Origin of the sequence: Acidovorax sp. 210-6 (genome assembly GCF_010020825.1) — a bacterium.
Classification (GTDB): Bacteria; Pseudomonadota; Gammaproteobacteria; order Burkholderiales; family Burkholderiaceae_C; genus Simplicispira; species Simplicispira sedimenti.
Window position 1 is genome coordinate 535,189 of sequence record NZ_JAACJE010000001.1, and the last position, 19,119, is coordinate 554,307.

The 19,119-nt window shown below is 58.4% G+C and carries 14 protein-coding genes and 1 pseudogene; 5 read left to right on the forward strand and 10 right to left on the reverse strand.

Annotated features, from left to right (window positions below; translation table 11 throughout):
• The 4 genes from GWK50_RS02525 to GWK50_RS02540 all read right to left on the reverse strand — a co-directional run bounded on the left by GWK50_RS02525 (position 1) and on the right by GWK50_RS02540 (position 7,783).
• On the reverse strand, positions 1–1,536 hold the full coding sequence (locus tag GWK50_RS02525; RefSeq protein ID WP_242455266.1) for a DUF2779 domain-containing protein: 1,536 nt from the start codon (positions 1,534–1,536) through the stop codon (positions 1–3).
• A 10-nt stretch (positions 1,537–1,546) separates the two neighbouring features.
• Complete coding sequence (locus GWK50_RS02530) at positions 1,547–3,685, reverse strand: ATP-binding protein (RefSeq protein ID WP_162015150.1); 2,139 nt, start codon at positions 3,683–3,685, stop codon at positions 1,547–1,549.
• A 361-nt stretch (positions 3,686–4,046) separates the two neighbouring features.
• Positions 4,047–6,443, reverse strand: coding sequence for a DNA polymerase II (locus tag GWK50_RS02535; protein WP_162017988.1), 2,397 nt, complete (start codon positions 6,441–6,443; stop codon positions 4,047–4,049).
• Positions 6,444–7,123: 680 nt separating this feature from the next.
• On the reverse strand, positions 7,124–7,783 hold the full coding sequence (locus tag GWK50_RS02540; RefSeq protein WP_008904224.1) for an NUDIX domain-containing protein: 660 nt from the start codon (positions 7,781–7,783) through the stop codon (positions 7,124–7,126).
• Between the two features lie 60 nt (positions 7,784–7,843).
• On the opposite strand from GWK50_RS02540, the gene GWK50_RS02545 reads away from it, so the two are divergent.
• The 3 genes from GWK50_RS02545 (at position 7,844) to GWK50_RS02555 (ending at position 10,701) form a co-directional block, all read left to right on the forward strand.
• Positions 7,844–8,788, forward strand: a complete 945-nt coding sequence (locus tag GWK50_RS02545; protein WP_008904223.1) for a metallophosphoesterase — start codon at positions 7,844–7,846, stop codon at positions 8,786–8,788.
• Positions 8,781–9,344: a hypothetical protein gene (locus tag GWK50_RS02550; RefSeq protein ID WP_008904222.1), complete on the forward strand. Its 564-nt coding sequence runs from the start codon at positions 8,781–8,783 to the stop codon at positions 9,342–9,344. The genes GWK50_RS02545 and GWK50_RS02550 overlap by 8 nt, the downstream gene beginning before the upstream one ends.
• A 373-nt stretch (positions 9,345–9,717) precedes the next feature.
• Positions 9,718–10,701 (forward strand): ADP-ribosylglycohydrolase family protein, encoded by a 984-nt coding sequence (locus tag GWK50_RS02555; RefSeq protein ID WP_085942525.1) that lies wholly within the window; start codon positions 9,718–9,720, stop codon positions 10,699–10,701.
• A gap of 1,399 nt (positions 10,702–12,100) precedes the next feature.
• Here GWK50_RS02555 and GWK50_RS02565 read toward each other — a convergent pair.
• From GWK50_RS02565 to umuD, 4 genes are all read right to left on the reverse strand, one after another.
• Positions 12,101–12,889 carry a DUF2971 domain-containing protein gene (locus tag GWK50_RS02565; protein ID WP_162015151.1) on the reverse strand — a complete coding sequence of 263 codons (789 nt, stop codon included), beginning with the start codon at positions 12,887–12,889 and terminating at the stop codon, positions 12,101–12,103.
• Positions 12,890–13,202: 313 nt separating this feature from the next.
• Positions 13,203–14,567, reverse strand: a complete 1,365-nt coding sequence (locus tag GWK50_RS02570) for a Y-family DNA polymerase (protein ID WP_162015152.1) — start codon at positions 14,565–14,567, stop codon at positions 13,203–13,205.
• A 20-nt stretch (positions 14,568–14,587) separates the two neighbouring features.
• Positions 14,588–15,481 (reverse strand): excinuclease Cho, encoded by an 894-nt coding sequence (cho, locus tag GWK50_RS02575; RefSeq protein WP_162015153.1) that lies wholly within the window; start codon positions 15,479–15,481, stop codon positions 14,588–14,590.
• A 14-nt stretch (positions 15,482–15,495) separates the two neighbouring features.
• A complete protein-coding gene (gene umuD, locus GWK50_RS02580; RefSeq protein WP_162015154.1) occupies positions 15,496–15,939 on the reverse strand; it encodes a translesion error-prone DNA polymerase V autoproteolytic subunit in 444 nt (147 codons plus the stop codon).
• A gap of 237 nt (positions 15,940–16,176) precedes the next feature.
• Here umuD and GWK50_RS02585 point away from each other — a divergent pair, with 237 nt between their 5' ends.
• Both GWK50_RS02585 and GWK50_RS02590 read left to right on the forward strand, forming a co-directional pair.
• A complete protein-coding gene (locus tag GWK50_RS02585; protein ID WP_162015155.1) occupies positions 16,177–16,818 on the forward strand; it encodes an SOS response-associated peptidase in 642 nt (213 codons plus the stop codon).
• Positions 16,819–16,877: 59 nt separating this feature from the next.
• Positions 16,878–17,690: a DNA/RNA non-specific endonuclease gene (locus tag GWK50_RS02590; RefSeq protein WP_162015156.1), complete on the forward strand. Its 813-nt coding sequence runs from the start codon at positions 16,878–16,880 to the stop codon at positions 17,688–17,690.
• 77 nt (positions 17,691–17,767) lie between these two features.
• Here the strand turns inward: GWK50_RS02590 and GWK50_RS02595 are convergent.
• Together GWK50_RS02595 and GWK50_RS19615 are read right to left on the reverse strand one after the other, a co-directional pair.
• Positions 17,768–17,980: pseudogene (locus GWK50_RS02595) on the reverse strand (MFS transporter); the annotation flags it as partial.
• 9 nt (positions 17,981–17,989) lie between these two features.
• A complete protein-coding gene (locus tag GWK50_RS19615; protein ID WP_197905080.1) occupies positions 17,990–18,550 on the reverse strand; it encodes a hypothetical protein in 561 nt (186 codons plus the stop codon).
• Positions 18,551–19,119: the final 569 nt, after the last annotated feature.

Consider the following 19,119-nt stretch of genomic DNA (forward strand, 5'->3'; position numbering starts at 1 on the left):
TCAGATCTTCAAAGACGAGTTGGAGAACGCGGCCCAAAGACGGACCATGGCGTAAGTGTCGAGCGCGCAATACGCCAGAAGTTGTTGCTCAATCTCAGCCTTGCGTGCCGCCGAGGTTTGCGGCGAAATCGCTTCCAGAAATGCTTCCATGGCCATGCCACCATCCTGGACGCCATCAAGGTCTCCGTATTTCAAGTCTGGGCACAGCGCTGGGAGTACCGCCTTGATGCTCCAGCTCCCTTGCTGGCTTGGGTGGTAGTAGTGCTCACGCGCCACAAGCAGCAGATCCACAACACGCTCGTTCAGCGCCAGGAGGGCTTCGGACAGTCGTGGAAAACGCTGCGCCAGATCGCGGATCCGGGCCATTTCAAAACCAGCGTTGTAGACAAAGATGGGGCCACGCTCGCCGCATGCACTGAGCAATGCTTCAGCAAAGGCTTTTGAGGGGTCACCGCCCGAGAGATCAAGAAAAGCCAGCTGTTCGAGCTTCCCGGTACGCGCGAGGCGATGCACGCTGAACTGAAACGGGATCTGCTGGTAGGGGCGCGTGCCTTTCCAGATGGGTACGGCGAACTGGATGGTCTCAAAGTCCATGAAAAACGCGGGCAGTTTGTGCTGGGCCAGTTCTCGCAGCGCACTATCTTTGTCAAAGTACGTCTTTCCCGTGAGCGTGACCGCCTTCACGCGCCTCTGCTTCTCGCTGAGCAACGCATCCGGTACATCGCGCAGTTCGCACACTCCATGGGCCTCGACATGTGCTTTCAGCCCTTTGCTCTGTGCCCCCGGTAGCCAATGCAGAGGCTGCTCTGCTTGGGGCTCCTGGCCTTGGCAATAAGAGAAGAAACCGCATTCATAGGGCGCGCTGCACTGCTCGCCCGTTGAAACACGGGGTTCCTTCTTCTTGGCAACGATTCCGTGGGACTCGTCGATCCAGCTGCGAACCTCTGTCTCGCGTGAAAACGCCTCGTTGGTCAGATCGTTCTCGACCAAAAGCCCGCTGTAGTCACCACCGCCTGGATAGACCCATGAACTGTCGATATGAGCCAGCGCAATCCCAGCCAGGGGCACACCAGAGGAGCGAGCCAGAAAGGCTTGCACGGCAGCATCGTCCCGGTGGTAATCCTTGACAGAGGTGGACGACTTCACTTCCACCATGCGCCAGGCCCTTTTGCCGCCTCGCTTGACAGGCAGCATCACGTCGGCAAAGGCCAGTGCCCCTTCGGCACGGAATCCAGCCTCGAAGATCGGCTGATTCACTTGCAGGAGCGCCTGTGTCCGCGCAAAGGCTGCCTCGAAGCCCCCTACTTTGAAATCGATCAGCGCGCCTTTGCCCTTGGGGTCATAGACCTGCCTGGCGATGTCGCCAACTTGGTGACCCACCGTGAAGCTGGCCTGGGTGGCCGAGGAGTCTTCTCGCAGGTCCGGGCGATGTACCTCCAGCCACAGTCGCTTGGGGCACTGCCGAAACGCCAGCAGCTTCGATTTGGAAAGCACACGCAAGGCCGACTCCCTCTTGTTTGAAAGAAATTCTCCCATGGGTTTGTGCTCACAAAAACCCAATGGCGCGATTCGTGCCATGTTTCACTGCGCATTCGGCTTCGAGGGCCGATACAAGGGCGGTAGCAGACGTGATGGGCCGGAATCGGTGCTGACGCACCACGGCTGCAAAGTCTCCCGGCGTCAGCGAAACCAGTCGTGAAATCCTGGCTTGCTCCTCCGGCAGCGGTTGCTGCAATCCGAGTCCTTCGCAGTGACGCGAAAGCAGCCCCCACGCTTGGTCGGCACGCAGAAAGTCGAACATCACTTTGAGGTCAAACCGGCGCAGGGCCGCCTGGTCCAGCCCTTCCATCAGGTTGGTCGAGGCTACAAACACGCCAGAGAACGATTCCATCTGGGTCAGCATTTCATTGACCTCGCTCATTTCCCAGTTGTGCTGGGCACCCCGCCTGTCCTGCAGAAAGCTGTCCACCTCATCGATCAAGAGGAGCGCGCCTTCGTTTTGCGCCTCGCGGAAAGCCTTGGCGATGTTCTTTTCGCTCTCGCCCAACCACTTGGATTTCAGATCGGAAGCGCGTTTAACGAGCAGTGGGACGCCGAGCTGCTCAGCGAGCCAGCGTCCGTAGGCCGTCTTGCCGGTGCCAGGTGGTCCGTACAGACAGAGCCTGCCAGAGCGCGCAGCGACAAGGCCTGCGGCTACGGCCGCCAGATCCACATCGGCATGGATGAAGCCAGGGTCGTAAATCTCCGGCAGACCGCTTGGATCGTGCTGTACTAACGGGCGATGTCCTTGCGCTTCAAGCGTGTTGGAGATCAAGCGCTCAAAGGCAGCAGCCGCATTCTTGTGGCCGATTGCATCCCGAATCGAACGCACAACAGAACCAGCCTTGACGATCACAGCCGGTGCTAGGAATTCAACATCAGCGATCCGCGAGATACTTCTTGCATCCAGCAAGTCTCCGCAATTGGCTTGCAGAATGCGCTCACGTTGTCGCTTGGGCGGCACAGGTAGCTCAAACACCATGTCAAAGCGTCGAACGAATGCAGGATCAAGACCTTCAAGGGAATTGGACAGCCACAGGGTGGGCACCGGATTTTCTTCGAGCATCCGGTTGATCCAAGCCTTTCGTAGCTGAGCCGTGCTCTTGCGGCCAAAAATCCCATTGCCGTCGTTGAATACGTCTTCGACTTCATCGAAAACGACCAACGCCTTGCGTTGCGCAAAGAAGCTTTGCGCTGCGCGAAATGCACGTAGCCGACGTTCTCCATTGACTGGGTCACCATCAGCATCTTCACTGGCAACTTCAAAAAGCTCGCAAGCCAGTTCACTTGCCAACGCTCGGACTAGCTGACTCTTTCCGGTTCCTGGTGCACCGTGAAGAAAAATGTTGACACCACGTCTACCCGTCAAGACGGTATGCCGAAGATATGGATGCAAAACATCAAGCATTGGCTGGATGTGATCGTAGTCTGCCAAGCTAAGCTGGCCAGGATCGACCTCCGAAACGGTGCCCCGCAGCAAGCTAGCGGGAGCTACCTCGGATGAAATCATTAAATCTGCGAAGGCATCAGAGAGCAGGTTCAACTTACCTCGGAGTTGGTTGTCTCCGCTGCGCTCCACCGAGATCAAACCAGAGCGTGACAGGATGCCTTCCGCGCCCAGTGAAGACCGAATTTCCGTTTCAGGGATATTCAGAATCACAGATAGGACATGAAAAAGCTTGACCGACGAAAGTCGACCTAAGCAATCTGCAGTTTCGTCAAGCCTGCGCTCAGCATTGATCAGTACGGCAAATTCGAGAAGCCTGCAATCTGTCGGCGTCAGCCCTACCAGATCTGCCAATTGCCCAATGTTGAGTTTCAGGCACGGAGGAATTGTTAGGCTCGCCGCTTGCTTTTCAGCGTGCCGGTGAAGCAGCCTCAGTTGAGCCAATACCTGTTTCGCATCGAAATCCCTTTCGGCAACAGGTGTGTCGCGCTTTCGCAGAAACTCAGGAATCGAATGCTGCGACGCATCAATCCAGAAACCCAACCCAAGCGCCTCTGCGACGGGGTCATTGCTAAAGCCTCGAGAAGTGACAAATTCGCGGTGCCCTCCCAACGTCATCAAAATACGCAAGATCCAGAGTTGGACGGCAGGGCAGATATCCAGTGCATTCCCTGCACCACTGGTTCGAAGTATTGTCATGATGATTTTTCCCGTTAGTGGGATCAATCATCATTAAAGGTGCGACATCATGTGTCGCATGGATAGCTGGGTCACTCATCAACAGTCGCTTCACAAGAGTCACGGCAGTCGCATCACAGGTTCACATCCTCCGGGCGACATTGGCTGTGCCGTGGGCGCTCAGTTTGGGCGACGGCTTTCTGTCAATCCTCGTGAAAGCGAGCTTCCGAGCAAAGGCCAGAACCTCCTCTAACCTACTGCCTTGCGCGCGTTGAGTTGAGAATCAAAGTGCAGTTGCATCTCCAAAAGTACACTTCATCCTGTACCGTCCGTCCAGTTTCGTAATTGGGTATCACCCCAGGTTTTCCTCCTGAATGATTCCCTAGAACAACACCTTCTGCGCACTCGTCAATGCCACAAAGCTATCTCCCAGCGGCTGAAGAATCGCATCGGCAATAGGCTGCAGTTGCTTGACGAGGTAGTGCTCATAGTCAATCCGCGAATGTCGGACCTCTAGAGGTTCGGGGCCGCTCTGCGTCATCACGTACTCGATCCAGCCTCCACGCTGGTACTGCTGCGGACGGTTCAACTTTGCGTTGTGTGCATCAGCGATGCGCGCCGCGCGCACCTGAGGCGGCACATTGACCTCGTAGGCATCGAGTCGGTGGCGCAGGCGCTTGCGGTAGACGAGCAACGCATCCATCTGGCCTTCCAACATCGACCGCGCATAGTAGGCCACGAAGTCCCGATAGGGCTCGCCGTGGAAAATGCGTGATAGCAAGCCTTCCTGGAACTGGCGTGCCAACAAGGTCCAGTCGCTGCGGGCCATCTCCAGCCCGCGATAGACCATCTCCTCCCTTCCCTCTTCATCGATGCTCAAGCCGGCGTAGCGCTTTTTGCTGCCGACATCCGATCCACGGATGGTGGGCATGAAGAACTTGGCGTAGTGGGTATCGAACTCGATTTCAAGGAAGTTCTCCAACTGCTGCTCCTCGCGCAGCTTGCGGGTCCACCAGGCGTTGATCTCCTGCACCAGGCCGGCCGCAATGGCGTGCGCCTGCGCGTTGGGATAGGTGCGTTTAAGCCAGATGAAGATGGAGTCGGTGTCTCCGTAGATGACTTGGTATCCGCGCTCCTCCACGAACACCCGGGTGAGCTTCATTACCTCATGGCCGCGCAGGGTCACGGAGGACACCAGCTTCGGGTTGAAGAAGCGGCACTCGGATGCACCCAGAACGCCGGCGAAGGAGTTCATGAGCAGCTTCAGGGCCTGCGACAGCGGCTGGTTCCGAACGCGCTTGGCCTCGTCCCGGGCATTCGAGAGTGTGGTCACGATGTCCGGCAAGCAGTGCTTCTCGCGCGAGAACAACGTGCCTTGCGGCCCCCGCACCAACCCGGTCTGTGTGTCGGCGCTCTCTCCCTCTGCCAGGCCCACGGGATCCACCAGAAAGGTCCGGATGATGGAGGGGTACAGGCTTTTGTAGTCCAGGACCACCACGGAGTCGTAGAAGCCCGGGGTGGAGTCCATCACATAGCCGCCAGGAAACGCCTTGGCCGCGATGTCACCCACGTTGGGTGCCACGTAGCCCAGGCGGTGCATGCGCGGCAGGTAGTGGTGGCTGAATGCGGCAATAGACCCTCCAAAATGATCCACCTGCAAGCCCGTCGTCTGCGCTCGCTCCAGCACAAACGGCAGCAACTCCAGTTTGTCGAAGATACGCAGGACAAGTGTGCAGTCGCGGATGTTGTAGCTGGCCAGCGCCGGCTGGTCTTCCTGGAAGCGCCGCTCGATCTCGGCCATCTTGTCGTAGGCATCGCCGATCTCCTTGCCCTCTCCGAGCAGTTCCTGTGAGACCGCTTCGAGGCTGAACGACGGGAAGCTCCACATGCCCGCTCTCAGCGCTTCGATCCCATCGACGACTACACGTCCGGGCATGGGAGCGAACAGGTAGCCCTGCCGACCCGGGTGGGTCCGCCACGCGATGGGGCGGCGCTCTCGTCCGAGCAGCAGTTGCACGGAGTTCGCGTCGGCGGTCTTTTGTAACACCCGCAGATCGAACTGGATCACACTCCAACCGACGATGACATCCGGATCGTGACCCGCAAACCAGGCATTGAGTTGCTCGATCATCTCCCGGCGGGTTGGGCAGTAAACAAGCCTGAACTCCATTGGTGGCGCAGCTGGGACCGACACCGAAGCTGGAGCATCCCCAAGCATGAACACCACCCGGTCGCCCGCACCATCCAAGGCGATCGAGTACAGGTCCTCGGTCGCGCTCGTCTCAATATCCAGCGACACCACCTTCAACACGGGGCGCCAACCAGACGCGGGCTTTAACCTGCCGTCGAGGATGGTTGAGCCTTGGCGCTGGCCTCCCTCGACCACAACACCGGCCGTGATGAACCGCTCCATCAGGTAGCGGTCGTGTGGGCGGACATCCGCTTCGTAGAGCGGGATCCCCAGAGGTTGGAGTGCGCGTGTCAGCTTGCCGAGATCTCGGAACCTGCGGGCATAGACGCCGAGGACGGGCTTCTGGTCGAACGTCTTCAGACCGAGCTCCTTTACCTCCAAGCCTTGCAGGTTTGCCAGTTGGGCTTGTGCCGCAGACCGGTGGCGGGCCGGCAGGAAGGCGACCGAGCTCTGCCGGGTCAGAAGCACCTTCTTCGGCCCCTCGTCGGTGGCCAGCCAGTATTCAATCTCGGTGCCCTCTGGGAGATCGCGCCAGTTGCGGGTGAGGAGGAAGCCCCGGAGTTCGGTGGGTGCGAGGGCTGAGCACATCAGGTAGAGCAGAGGACGCTGACGCGGCAATTCTGATGCCTGGGGCGAGATGATGGACGGGTGCGGCAACACTTGCGCATGATACTGATTTTTTATACAGTATCGCGAACCGACACCGAGAAAGTCATGTACAAACCATCCCGTTATGTATTCCGTCCTGCCCGGCCGGCTCCGGCATTTCTGCGGCGCATTTGGGCGTGGTTTTAAGACATCCCCTCAGGCTGTTCACTGCCGTCCACTGTATTGCCTCCGCTGCATACCGTAATCTCGCCAAATCAGGCCTAGCTCGCAAAAAAGATGACGGCTCAGACCATCTACTATCTATGTCGACCGACGTGAGCGCGAGTGCAAAGCTAATCAGCAGTACCAGTCGAAAATTGACCAGGGTCTGGTGCTGGTTCCATCAGAAGCCCGCTAGGCTGGTGTGAGACCTGGCGAATGTGGCGTTGGCCGCCGCTGTGGAAGGGGACTGGGCTGTGGCCTGGTCCCCTTTTTGTTGGGGGTTCTTTTTTTTTGGTTAGAAGCGGATGAAAAGGCGGATCGAACGCACAACCGGAGCTTTTTGCATGTCATAACGGAAAGGTGGGCTTGCATGGTCTTTGCCGCTGAGACCAACGCAGATGTCGATGGCACACCTTCTAGGATTTATACATAGGATTCCGAGTAGCCCTCTCCCCTTCCTAGAACGTGAAGTCCTGCCTGGCCCTAAAAACTTGCGCCGGACGTTGTGCCCCTCGCACAAACTCATCGGTCTCAATAATGTCGTCCGATGTCTTCAGGCGTCGTCGGAAAGAACTCTTGTCGAGTGGATGACCCAAGATGATCTCGACCACCTTTTGCAACTGCGACAACGTGAAGTGTTCGGGCAGCAGGTGTAGGGGAAGTACATCTGCTGTCACTTTGGCCCGCAGTTTCTGGACCGCTACCTCCAGTTGTTCCGAATGGTCAAAAGCCAGGCGGCGTTTTGGAGAGACAACGTCCACCCATTCCACTGCCTCTACTTTGTTACGGACAACGGCATCGGTCTTGTCCAGAGGTAGTAAGGCATAAAACAAGACGGCGATAGACCACCCTCGGGGGTCGCGGTCTGGCCCGCTGTATGTGCGCACTTCTTGCAGATGTGGCAATTCAATGGCCACCTTGTCGGCTAGTACTCGGCGCGCCGTCGCTTCAAGAGAGTTGTCCAGATGGGGTTTGAGCACGCCACCAGGCAATGCCCATTGCCCGACTTCGGGTTCTTGCGCCCTCTTCACCAGCAGCACTTTAAGGCACTCATCGACCACGCTGAACAACGCGATATCGACACTGACGAGTGGGAAGAGTTCACGATTCTTAATCATAGTTGCAAATTGCCACTAACACATGCACAATAGTGGCATTATGCAACTAAGGGGGATCTCATGGGCTACGACATCGTCGGAGACGTACATGGTCAGGCGAGCAAGTTAGAGGCTCTCTTGGAGGGGATGGGGTATCGGCTGAAAGCCGGGGCATTTCAGCACCCGCATCGCAGAGCCATCTTTGTGGGCGACTACATCGACAGGGGGCCTCGGCAGGTGGACACCTACAGGATCGTGCGCGCCATGGTGGAGTCTGGCAGCGCCCTGGCAATACTCGGGAATCACGAATTCAATGCAATTGCATGGCACACCGCAGACCCTGCCACTGCGGAAGGGTTCTTTCTGCGTCCGCGCCACGGTGCAACCGGCGCTAAGAACCGTCAACAGCACCAGCATTTCCTGGCGGAGGTTGAGGGGACGCGACTGCACGATGAAATCATCGAATGGTTTCTCACCTTGCCGCTCTGGCTGGACCTGCCCGAATTGCGAGTGATTCACGCTTGTTGGCATGACGGCTACATCTCGGAACTCAAACCTTTGCTGGGGCCCTCGCAAACACTGACCACGGAATTGATGGTCCGGGCGAGCCGTCAGGGCGACGCGGTATTTGAAGCAGTTGAGGGTTTGACCAAGGGTTTGGAAGTCGCGCTCCCTGACGGGCACGCGTTTCTTGACAAGGACGGGCACGAACGGCGCAATGTGCGCATTCGCTGGTGGGACGAAACCAGTCATAGCTATCGAGATTTGGCGCTCATGCCGGATGAGGCGCGTATGGCGCTTCCCGCAGCAACCGTACCTGCTCAGAGTAGGCCTATCTACGACCAGCGCAAACCGGTTTTCATGGGCCACTACTGGATGCAAGGCGAGCCTGTACTCCAGAGCAGCAAGATTGCGTGTGTGGATTACAGCGCCGGGAAAGGTGGTCCGCTGGTCGCTTACCGATGGGACGGTGAATCTGAACTGAGTACCAAGAATTTCTTTGCTGAAGGAGGCTCAGATGCGTAAAAGGATCGAGACTCCACCAGAGGTTGCCCTGCACGCGGACTCGCAACAAAAGAACCCGTCGATTGATGGAGTTGATTCGGTCACAAAATGGCAAAAGGCTGCAACAGGTGCCATCGACACTGCAAAGAAAGCTACCGCCTTGGCCAAGGCCCATTTGATCCGTGAATCACGCAAGCATGGCGGGAGGTGGCAATGGGTCGACTTTCCGGGGCCTAAGGGTCGAGAGTCTGCAGGCATCGTTGACATCCTGGCCATCCGAAAGCGTTGGGAACTATCAGACTCCCCCGAGGACGCCGACCTCAAGCACCTAGACCTCTTCGACATCATGCTCATCCAGGTCAAGGGCGGCGGTGCAAAGACACCCACGCGCGAAGAAATTGCCCGTATGGAACGAGTGGCTGATCTTTACCAAGTGTGCAAGGTTTTGCTGTACCAGTGGAATACCAAGAAAAAGGCGGAGACGGGCTACCGTCTTCTCAATCGTGAGACTCATGAATTTGGTCCATTGGTGACAGACGGCAAGGAGCTCTTTGGCAAGAAATGGGCTACGTCTTGAATTCGACCAGCGCGCTCATAGTGACAAGCCTGCCTGCGTTTTCCGCCAAGGGTCTCAGGCGCTGCCTGGTACCCGGAGTGGGCTGTACGGTTCTGGGAGGCGTTTCTGGGTCCGGTTCTTCCGTCGCAGACTTTTGGCGTGGGAAGGATGGTGACGTGTGGCTGCGAGTCACTTGGATGGGCCAGGTGTGGAGTTTTCATGCTCGGGGGCCGGCGGGAGAATCAATCCCTGACGATCAAGACTCCATGGCTGTGTTTGCGGACTTCGTGTCGCGAGAACTATGCCGGTGGATGACTGAAGACGCACCCGACACGCCTCCATTTGATGCCTGTACTGCCGCAGAGCAGGAGAATTTTTCCTCGGGAAGAAAAGCATGAATTCCATCCAGAACTTGGCTCAAGGATGTTTGCTAGGCGCATTGGTCGGCGACGCAGCAGGATCTCGACTGGAGTTCCTCGGAAGAATACCGACGCAGGCCGATGTGGGCGAAGCGTTAGTAATGAAGGGTGGAGGAGTCTTTGGACTAGCTCCAGGCCAAATCACAGACGATGGAGAGATGACGCTCTCACTCGCCCGTGCCCTCGTAGGTTCTACAGTATTTCCGCGAGAGAAGGTCGCGACCAACTACCGCGCATGGGTTGCCAGCAATCCATTCGATATGGGGCAAGCTACCTCTGCAGCACTCGGGGGACCGATCGAAGACGGAGATTTCATAGCCGATTCTGTTTCGAGAAGAGCGGCGATGTACAACATGGGCTCCAAGGCGAATGGAGCCCTCATGAGATCCAGTGCGCTGGGCATCTGGTCTACAGGAGTGTCACAGGAAGATGCGGTGAAAGCCGCCTGCGACGATGCACGCCTCACTCATCCAAATCCTAGCTGTTTGTGGGCCTGCGCTGCCTACGTAGTTGCCATTCGGCATTTGCTACTCCATCTCAACGACACTGAGGGTGCGTTTGAGCAGGCGCGATGGGCGCTTGCACTTGCCCCAAGAGACGACTCGGAGGAAGTGCATGGATGGCTCGAAGATGCGGCCATTGGCACATTGCCAGACGGACAACACAGCATGGGGTTTGTGCGTATCGCCTTTATCCACGCTTTTCATCACATGCGACTCGGCACTCCGTACATCGACGCACTGCAAAGTGTCCTCGGGTATGGAGGGGACACAGATACGAATGCTTGCATAGTCGGAGGACTTGTAGGTGCGCGGATCGGGATCACAGGTATTCCCCCAAACATGATCGATGCAGTGCTCAGGTGCGACACGAAAAAAGGTCGTCCGCGCCCAGCATGGCTGAGCACCCAGGACGCCTTGGAACTTACCCAGGGACTTCTGAATGAAGAAGTACATTGACCACGAGTTGGTTCAAATCGGCTGACTTGCTGGCGGCTGCCCAAAAGCTGATGTGAGACATGCACGGAAGATGACTGGACAGCGGTGAGCGCCAACAGCGGTCATTCAGAGCCCTTGACCTCGAACAAGTGCTGCGCCGCCGACGGCAGTCCTTCGACCGCACTCCAACCAGCAAGTCCGCTTCAACGTCGACACCTGCGCAGAGTGACTGGCTCAATACGTCCCATCGCAGCGCTTACACCGTCTTGTTGACGGACTTCTTTGGACAGGTTGCTACTGCTAGAGGCACGTAACAATGCAATCAACTGTTGACGACAAGTCGGAGGGCAACCCCGTTGTGATCCGAGAGTCTGCCAGGCTCATTGCGGTCGCACCAGATATGAAGAGGTTCGCATGAGATCAGATCAGAGCTGCTCCAAATGTGATCCACGATTGCCCTATCAGCTGCCCTTGTCGCGCGAATGTCTTCCAGCGTGTGACACGTAAGGCCAATGCTGGTTAGTCCATCAACTAGCCTTATGCGTGCTCCATGATGACCATACCAATTGCTGCCATCAAGGCTGGTATTGAAGTCACCAGCCAAGACGATCCTGGCTTCTCGCAATGCGGGGTCTGATCGCAAGTGGCAAAGATCAGCAACAACATCATCCACAGCTTTCTGGTGTCGCTCCCATGCCGAAGCGACTCGCTGGCGCACGCCGTCCATTGCGTACGGAATGATGATGCCGTAGACAATGATGCACCCCAACGGAGGTGGTGCCGCCAGAGCGACGCATACAGAGAGGCGACTATCCCTAACAGGCAGTGCCCTTCCTTCCCACGACGATGCAATACCGACTGCCCGATCCCGTGGTGTGTAAGGTGGCTCCCCTGGATCAGACCACCAAAACTGCTTTCCGGGCAGTAGCGTTGTATCCCGGACCTCGGTCAAGACCACGATGTCAGCAAGCAGTTCTTGAAGAACTTCAAGTTGCCGTGGCAGAAGGGATTTTGCATTTGAGCGGTAGCCGTCAAGATTCCAGGTGGCTATGCGAAATGTGTTCATGAGATCGAAGGCTACTGCAGCCAGAGCCCAATGACATCCCTCGGCCGAGTGAGCCTGTTTACAGACATCCGATAGTGGAATGACCGGGGCTGAAGCTCAAGCCAAGCGACTGCTGCTAAGTTGATCGCCCAATTGACCCTGCCGGCCAGGAGCAGTCGGTGAGAATAATTGCCCGAGAGGCAGTTTCAGGCTGATCTGAGTCGTTCACTTCTCAGTGCTCGAACGACAGCAACCGCCAGCAGCAGTCGTTAAGGAGTTGCCAGGGCTCCATGAACACATCAACCATTGTTTTCACGGAGTGGTTTGAGAAAAACGCGAAGGCGGAGGCGTGAATGCTGGACTGTGAGACCTCATCTAGGCTAATGGGAGCAAGTCCAAAGCATATTTCCGCGTGTTCAACGCCGCCTTCCGCAGTGTCAGCGGTTCCATCCTTGCGGCCGCCCATTTCTTGACGAGCTCAACAGTTTCCGGATCGGCCATTGCGCCGATGATGATCCCTGTCAATTCGAAGGGAGGAAAGGTGGCAGTCCCCGGCCCTCCCTCGTATTCGGGACGGATGATTCTCCATTCATCCTCATACTCCCAGTTAGACGACTTCGTGCATAGCGCCAACTCCAGAGCGTTGGACTGCTTGCGGTACATCTCTATGGGGGTTCGAGTCTCAGAGTACTGAACTTTCATTGGTGTGCCGACTGTGAGAGCAATCGAGCCACGGAACTCAAGACAGATCCCTTTGTGGTTGTCTGCATAGTGTGCCCACATCAGCAGATTGTCCGGCTTAGTGGTGACGCAGTACACCCCAGTAACATCGGCCACTAAAGCGCGGTGCGCCGCGCTCATCGCAGCTTCGGTCTGCTTAATTGCTTCTGGGCTGAGGCGCGCCTCAACATCTCTTTTCGCTAATTCACGCAAGTCGCCGGAATACTGGAAACTGAACTTCTCGTGAAGCCTGATGTAGTCCTTGATCTGCTCCTCCACCGTGCCTTCAAACGAGAAGACCGGCAGCAGATCAAACGGGTCATTGAACGTGCGGGAGGGAGCCATGTAAATCTCGTTGTACAGAACGGTGCGTTCAACGTACTTTTCGGCGCCGCCATTCATACCTCTGTACTTGTACAACTTCGCAGGAAGGTTCATCGACATGGCCTCTTTTTGTTCACAATGCAACATCGTTACATAGGCTGCAATACCATTTCAATCGTCAATCCATCCGAAGCTCTGGTGCAAAAGCTTCTTGCAGTGATCTATGGTAGACGGCGGCGCCGGAACAAATGACGGAACGTATCAACGAAATTGTCCTCCCGCACCTGCTCCCAGAAAGCAGCTGTCTGGCGCTGGATCTGCCGTAGGGCCAACGGTTGCTTCTGGCCCCACAGCTGCCGGAGACTCCTCGGCCTCAGTCGGCCGCAATCGCTGCAAAAGCGCCTCTCGCAACCAAAACTCCACCCTCACGCAATCACCCTGTCTGCCCCCGTTCAGCAGTAGAAGGCATCGGAGGCGAAGTGACAGACACATCCCCCACCTCCAGCATGTCGTCCCAACGTGTCGTGTAGGCCGGTGACCTGCGCTCCTGCCGCATCGCCCAATTGGCACGCTCTGCCGTCGCCTGTATCCCGGCGCTGGCCAACTTCACCATCCCACGCCCATAGCGCTGATTAAGCTCATCCAGCACCCCCATCAGCCGCTCCCGGGTGCTGTCTTCTGCTTCCAGCGGGTCCAGATCGAGTTCCCCTTGTCGCAGCTTTGCGCTGTGCAAGTCCAGTAGCATGACTCCTGCCTTGATGAAGGCGTAGCCAGGTCGGTAGATCTGGCGCAGCCCGGTCAATGTCGCATGGACGATGGGAACCGTGTCACTGGTGGCCCTCAGCAACGGCACGGTGATGGATCTGGCGTACTGCGGCCCTTTGCGGTACGGACTGGTATGAATGAACACCAATACATGGGCGGTGTGGCTGGCCTGCCTGCGCAGCTTTTGCGCGGCCATGCTGGCAAACGTGCTCACGGCCTGCTCCAGGTCCGGAAGCTCGCTGACGGGTTGTCCGAACGACCGGGTGCAGGCAATCTCCTTCTTGGGTGGCGGTTGATCGTCCAGTCCGATACAGGGCATGCCCTGCAGCTCTCGCACCGTGCGCTCCAGCACCACGGACCAGCGCCTGCGCACAGTGGCAGGGTCAAGGCGTGCCAGGTCCAGCACGGTCTCGATGCCTGCCTCCTTGAGCTGGGCTGCGATCTTGCGCCCCACGCCCCACACTTCTCCCACTTCTGTCGCTTCCAGCACCACATCCAGTTCTTCACGGGGCAATTGCGCGAGGTTGCAGACCTGGGCCAGTTCTGCAGGGTAGGAGCCTGGTTTGCGTTCAGCCGTCTTGGCCACATGGTTGGCCAGCTTGGCCAGGGTCTTGGTCGGTGCAATACCGATCCCGCAGGGTATGCCGACCCACTGCAGCACCCGGGCACGGATGGCATGGGCTCGCTCTGTCAGGTCGCCCCGGATGCCACTGAGGTCCACAAAGCTCTCATCGATGGAGTACACCTCCTGCCGGTGGCCCAGCCCTGCCACCAGGCTGGCCATGCGGTCGCTCATGTCCCCGTACAGGGCAAAGTTGGCCGATAGGGCCACCAGGCCCGCCTCATGCTCCAGGTGCCGGATCTCATGCCAGGGGTGTCCCATGCGCACTCCCAGGGCCTTGGCTTCGTTGGAGCGCGCAATGGCGCAGCCGTCGTTGTTGCTCAGAACGATGACGGGCCGATGCTGCAGATCAGGCCGGAACACCCGTTCACAGCTAACGTAGAAGTTGTTGCCATCGACCAGCGCGTACATGGGAGCGTCCTGCCCTGGGGTCACAGCAGAATGATCTCGGAACGCCCGCTGAGCAGCGGCTTGCACAGGATCTTGTATCCGTCGGCGTCGAATCCCACTTCGGCACGGTCCAGTGCCGATGCCTGCTCGGGCTGGCTGATGCTGCCCAGGTAGCACCAGTGGCGCAACACATGGATCTGGACGTCGTTGGGATGCTGCGGCCGTGGCGATTCGTTGCGCTCCGGCGTGAAGCGTTCGACCAGACCGACCGTGCCCGGATACGGCCAGGTGGCGATCTGCAGGTCTTGCAGCGCGGTCAACAGGCGCTGGCGATGCGCATCCTGCGATTCGTCGCCCCGGCAGACCCCGGCGCACTGGCGCAGCATGGCCCTGAAACACGGTCTGCCTGGGGCAAGCTTCTCCAGACCCAGAGCGCCGTAGCACAGCTTGTGCTGGTCTGCGAGCTTGCGCAGTCCTTCCTGGGCCGCCCGGTGGCTGTTGAACAGGCCGTACAGGCCGGATTCGGTGGCGAACTGGATGTCCTTGGCATACACCACCTCGGGCCGGTTGCCGTTCATGCGCAGCGCACACAGCTGGCGGCTGCGGCGCAGCTTCTGGTTGAACAGCGGGTGCAGTTCCTTGATCAGTTTCGCTTCCAGCAGCAGGGCCCCAATCTCTCCCGCCGTGCGGATATGGCTGATGCGCCGGGTCTGGCGCAGCATGCGCGCTTCGTCGGGTGTGCGCAGATGGGCCAGCAAACGGTTGCGCAGGTTGATGCTCTTGCCGATGTACAGCGGCAGATCACCTTCCTCGCCGTGGAAGGTGTACACCCCAGGCGCTGCAGGCATGTCGGCAAGGGCTGCGCGCAGGTGCTCGGGGTATTCGTAATAGCGGGCTTCATCGAACTCTGGGCGGCGGCGTGCTGGGATGTGCATGGCAAAGCTCCGCTTCAGGTCTTGAACTGCTTGACGCTGGCCAGCACCACACCCCAGACCTCGATGGTCTGGCCTTCCTGGGGAATGATGTCCTCGAAGGCCGGATTGGCCGCCTGTAGCTTGAGCCTGCCGCCGCGCAGCCACAGCTTCTTGCAGGTATAGGCCCCATCGACCACGGCCACGACGATCAGTCCATGGCGCGGCTTGATGGCCCGGTCCACCAGGATCACATCACCATGAAAAATCCCCTCGTCGCGCATCGAGTCGCCCCGCACCCGCAGTGTGTAGGTCGCCTGGGGATGGCGCACGATGTGCTTGAGCACGTCGATGCGCTCCCCCTGAAAATCCTCGGCCGGAGACGGAAACCCTGCATGCACGCTGGTGTCGATCTCCAGCGCGGAGAGACCGGGGACATAGGGCTCAGGGGCTGGGCAGGGAGAATCGAGAACCGGAAGCATGGGGTGGCGTGCCGGAAACGGCGGATAAACATGAATACTGTGATTAAATACAGTATATTCCCGCCTGCCGCACACTGGCAATTCCCGGGCTTGCCACTCTGGCTATGCTCTGCCTATTGCTTGAGCGCCGTGCTGCAGGCCAGCATTGGCGTGGCCTGCAGGGCTTATCCAGACGACTATCCACAGGTTTGACCCCAAGGATTGGGGACAAGGACACACCCCACAAAGCGAAAGAGCATGTGCAGCCACTACCAGGGTCTTCAGCGTCCTGAAGCCTACCGCGCGGTCTTCAAGGCCGAGCCTCCTGCCGTACTGGGTAAAGAGGATATGTGGCCTTGCTACCAGGGCAGCTTCATCCGTCGGCACCCGCATGCCGATGTGGGCGATGAGGCGGTACCGCCCCATGAGGCCCTGATCGGGCAGTACGGCCTGGTGCCGCACTGGGCCAGCGATCTCAAGCTGGGTCGCCACACCTACAACGCCCGCTCAGAGACCGTGGCCACCAAGCCCAGCTTCCGGGATGCCTGGCGCCAGGCACGTCACTGCATCATCCCGGCCATGGCCATCTACGAGCCGGACTGGCGCACCGGCAAGGCCGTCCCCACCCGCATCAGCCGCGCCGATGGCCAGCCCATGGGCATCGCGGGGCTCTGGGATCGGTGGAAGTCCCCCCGAGGTGAGGTCGTGCATAGCTTCACCATGCTGACCATCAATGCCGACCAGCATCCGCTGATGAATCTGTTCCACAAGCCCACCGACGAGAAGCGCATGGTGGTGGTCCTGGAGCCCGAGCAGTTCGACGACTGGCTGCAGGCTCCCGCGAGCCGCAGCATGGAGTTCCTTCGGCCTTTCCCGGCCGATGGCTTGCGGGTGGGGTAGAGACCCATCTGGCGAATCTGTTCTGTACGGCGTACTCCCGCCGTGCATTCCCAACAGCAATGAACCAAGCGTTTGAAGTGAAACTGTCTTCCACCTGGTCGCGCCTGCTGCGCGTGACCGCGATCCTTGCACTCGCAACAGCCAATGCCGCCCAGGCCCGTGTCTCGGTGCTGGAAGCCATCGATAGCACCTCGGGACACCCAACGAGCTTTGCGCAGTGCCCTCAGTTCTTTGCCAACGGCCAACCGCCTGTAGTGGCGCCACTACCCAAGCAGCGGCAGCTGTGGTACGAAGCGTTTGCCATCCTGCACAGCGGCGAAACCAAGACGCCCGTCTATGTGGCACAGCGCTTGAACCGGCGCAGCATTGAGGACGCTGATGAAAGGCGTGCAACCAGGTTCTTTGCCGATGCCCGGCTGCCCAGGGGCGAGCGCGCAGAACTGGAGGACTACAAGCGCTCGGGGTACTCCCGAGGCCATATGGCACCAGCGGGGGACATGCCGACGCCGACAGCCATGGCCCAGAGCTTCAGCCTAGCCAACATGGTGCCGCAGGACATCCAGCACAACGGTGGCGCCTGGGCCAGGATAGAGCAGGACACACGGCACTTCGTGCGAAGAGCCAAAGGGGATGTGTTCGTCATCACCGGGCCGGTGTTCACGACAGAAAGTCCTCGCATCGGGGACAACGGGGTCAGGGTTCCGACCTACCTGTTCAAGCTGGTGTACGACCAGTACGACAACCGGGCGTGGGCGCATTGGCAGGAGAACAGGGAGGGGGAGCGGGTCGGGAGGCCGATCAGCTATCAGGAACTGGTGAAGCGGACTGGGGTGGAGTTCTTGCCGGGACTTGCGGTTTCACAACGGAATTGATGGGCGTTTTGCACATCTGGAGAGGAGCGCCCACAATTGGGCAACTGACCTGCTCCAACTAGAGCAGTTCCGAAAGAGGCAATCGTCAGAATGCCATTGCCAACTCCGTGAAACACCGCAAACGCTGCAGCCATCGAAGCATCCGCGATGGCGAGCAGCCCGGCCCCCATGGGATACATCAGGGTAGCCAGGCGAACTGAGAGCAGTGGATTCACATGCCGCAGAAGCCCAAACTCCAGCAATCGGCCTGCCACCTGCGCAGTGCCTAACAAGGCACCTACAGCCAAGGCAGTGGCCCATCAAGCCTTCCGCATGGTCGCCGGGTGGGTTTGATCAAAAAATTCAGCAATCTGCCAGAGAGTCACTGGATGCAGCCCCAGTTGGGCAAGCAAGGCGTGATACTGATCGCGCGCCGCCAGCAATGCGTCGTATGTATCTGGCAACCACTGAAACTGGCCCATCTCGTTCGCGCGCCCCAGAGCCTCAGACAATGCATCCTCATCATCTGGCCTGAAAAATAGCGCTTGCATCGCATCCAGATACCAAACCTCAGGCATCACGATAGCGCGCCCCGAAGCCAGCATGTCTAGCTGAAACCGCCAATTCATTGACTGCAGCGCCAGCGCAGCCGTAGCTGCATCAAGACACCAAGCAGTCAATCGATCTCCTTTCAAGAAGGAAGCGTCCGCAGCGATGCCAAGCAGAGTTTTGTGAACCTGGCTTGCGGAGAAATCAAGCTGGTTCAAGCGCGCCTCGTACGTCGGTTGTGGCGCCATTCTCATGAGATTCTGGAACGCCAGGGGACCAAAAGCGAACTCGTTTTCAACGGACTGTCGATCAGCGTCGGACAACTCAAGCATGGCTAGTTCCATGTCGGATGACAGGGATTCGTACACCGTGCCGCACCGGTGATTCCACCTGTCGTGCAAACACTCCATGACCCGGTTCGATAGCATCGCTTTCGCGTCCCAAAGACTTAACCCCTTGTGGACTTGATCGTTTCCAAGCGCTGCTACGTCCAGAGCGTCCAAATGAAGATGTAGTGGACTTCGCGGTACGTACTGGCTTATCCGCTGCCCCACCGGTGATCGATGCAGCTTACCCGTGTCCGGTTCCAAAGCTTGCACGGCCAAGCCTCCAAGCACCAACTCTTCATAGAACCCGCTTTCCTCGCGCCTTTCCCTCGACCTACCCGCCTTGGCATCAAAGAACTGGTCCAGCCTCCTGATTGCTGCACGTTGAACACGAGGCGGCGCATCACCAAACCAACTGTCCCAGGTTCTTGGGTCGAATGGCGTTCTAGACAGCACCTCAGTCATGCCTGTGAGGACCGACTTTCCCTGAGGAATTCCAGGCTCATGCGTCGCCTCCAGCATCCGATGCTTGAAGTGGTTGACAGCGCATTTGAGCCTCAACCTGAACATCGGGG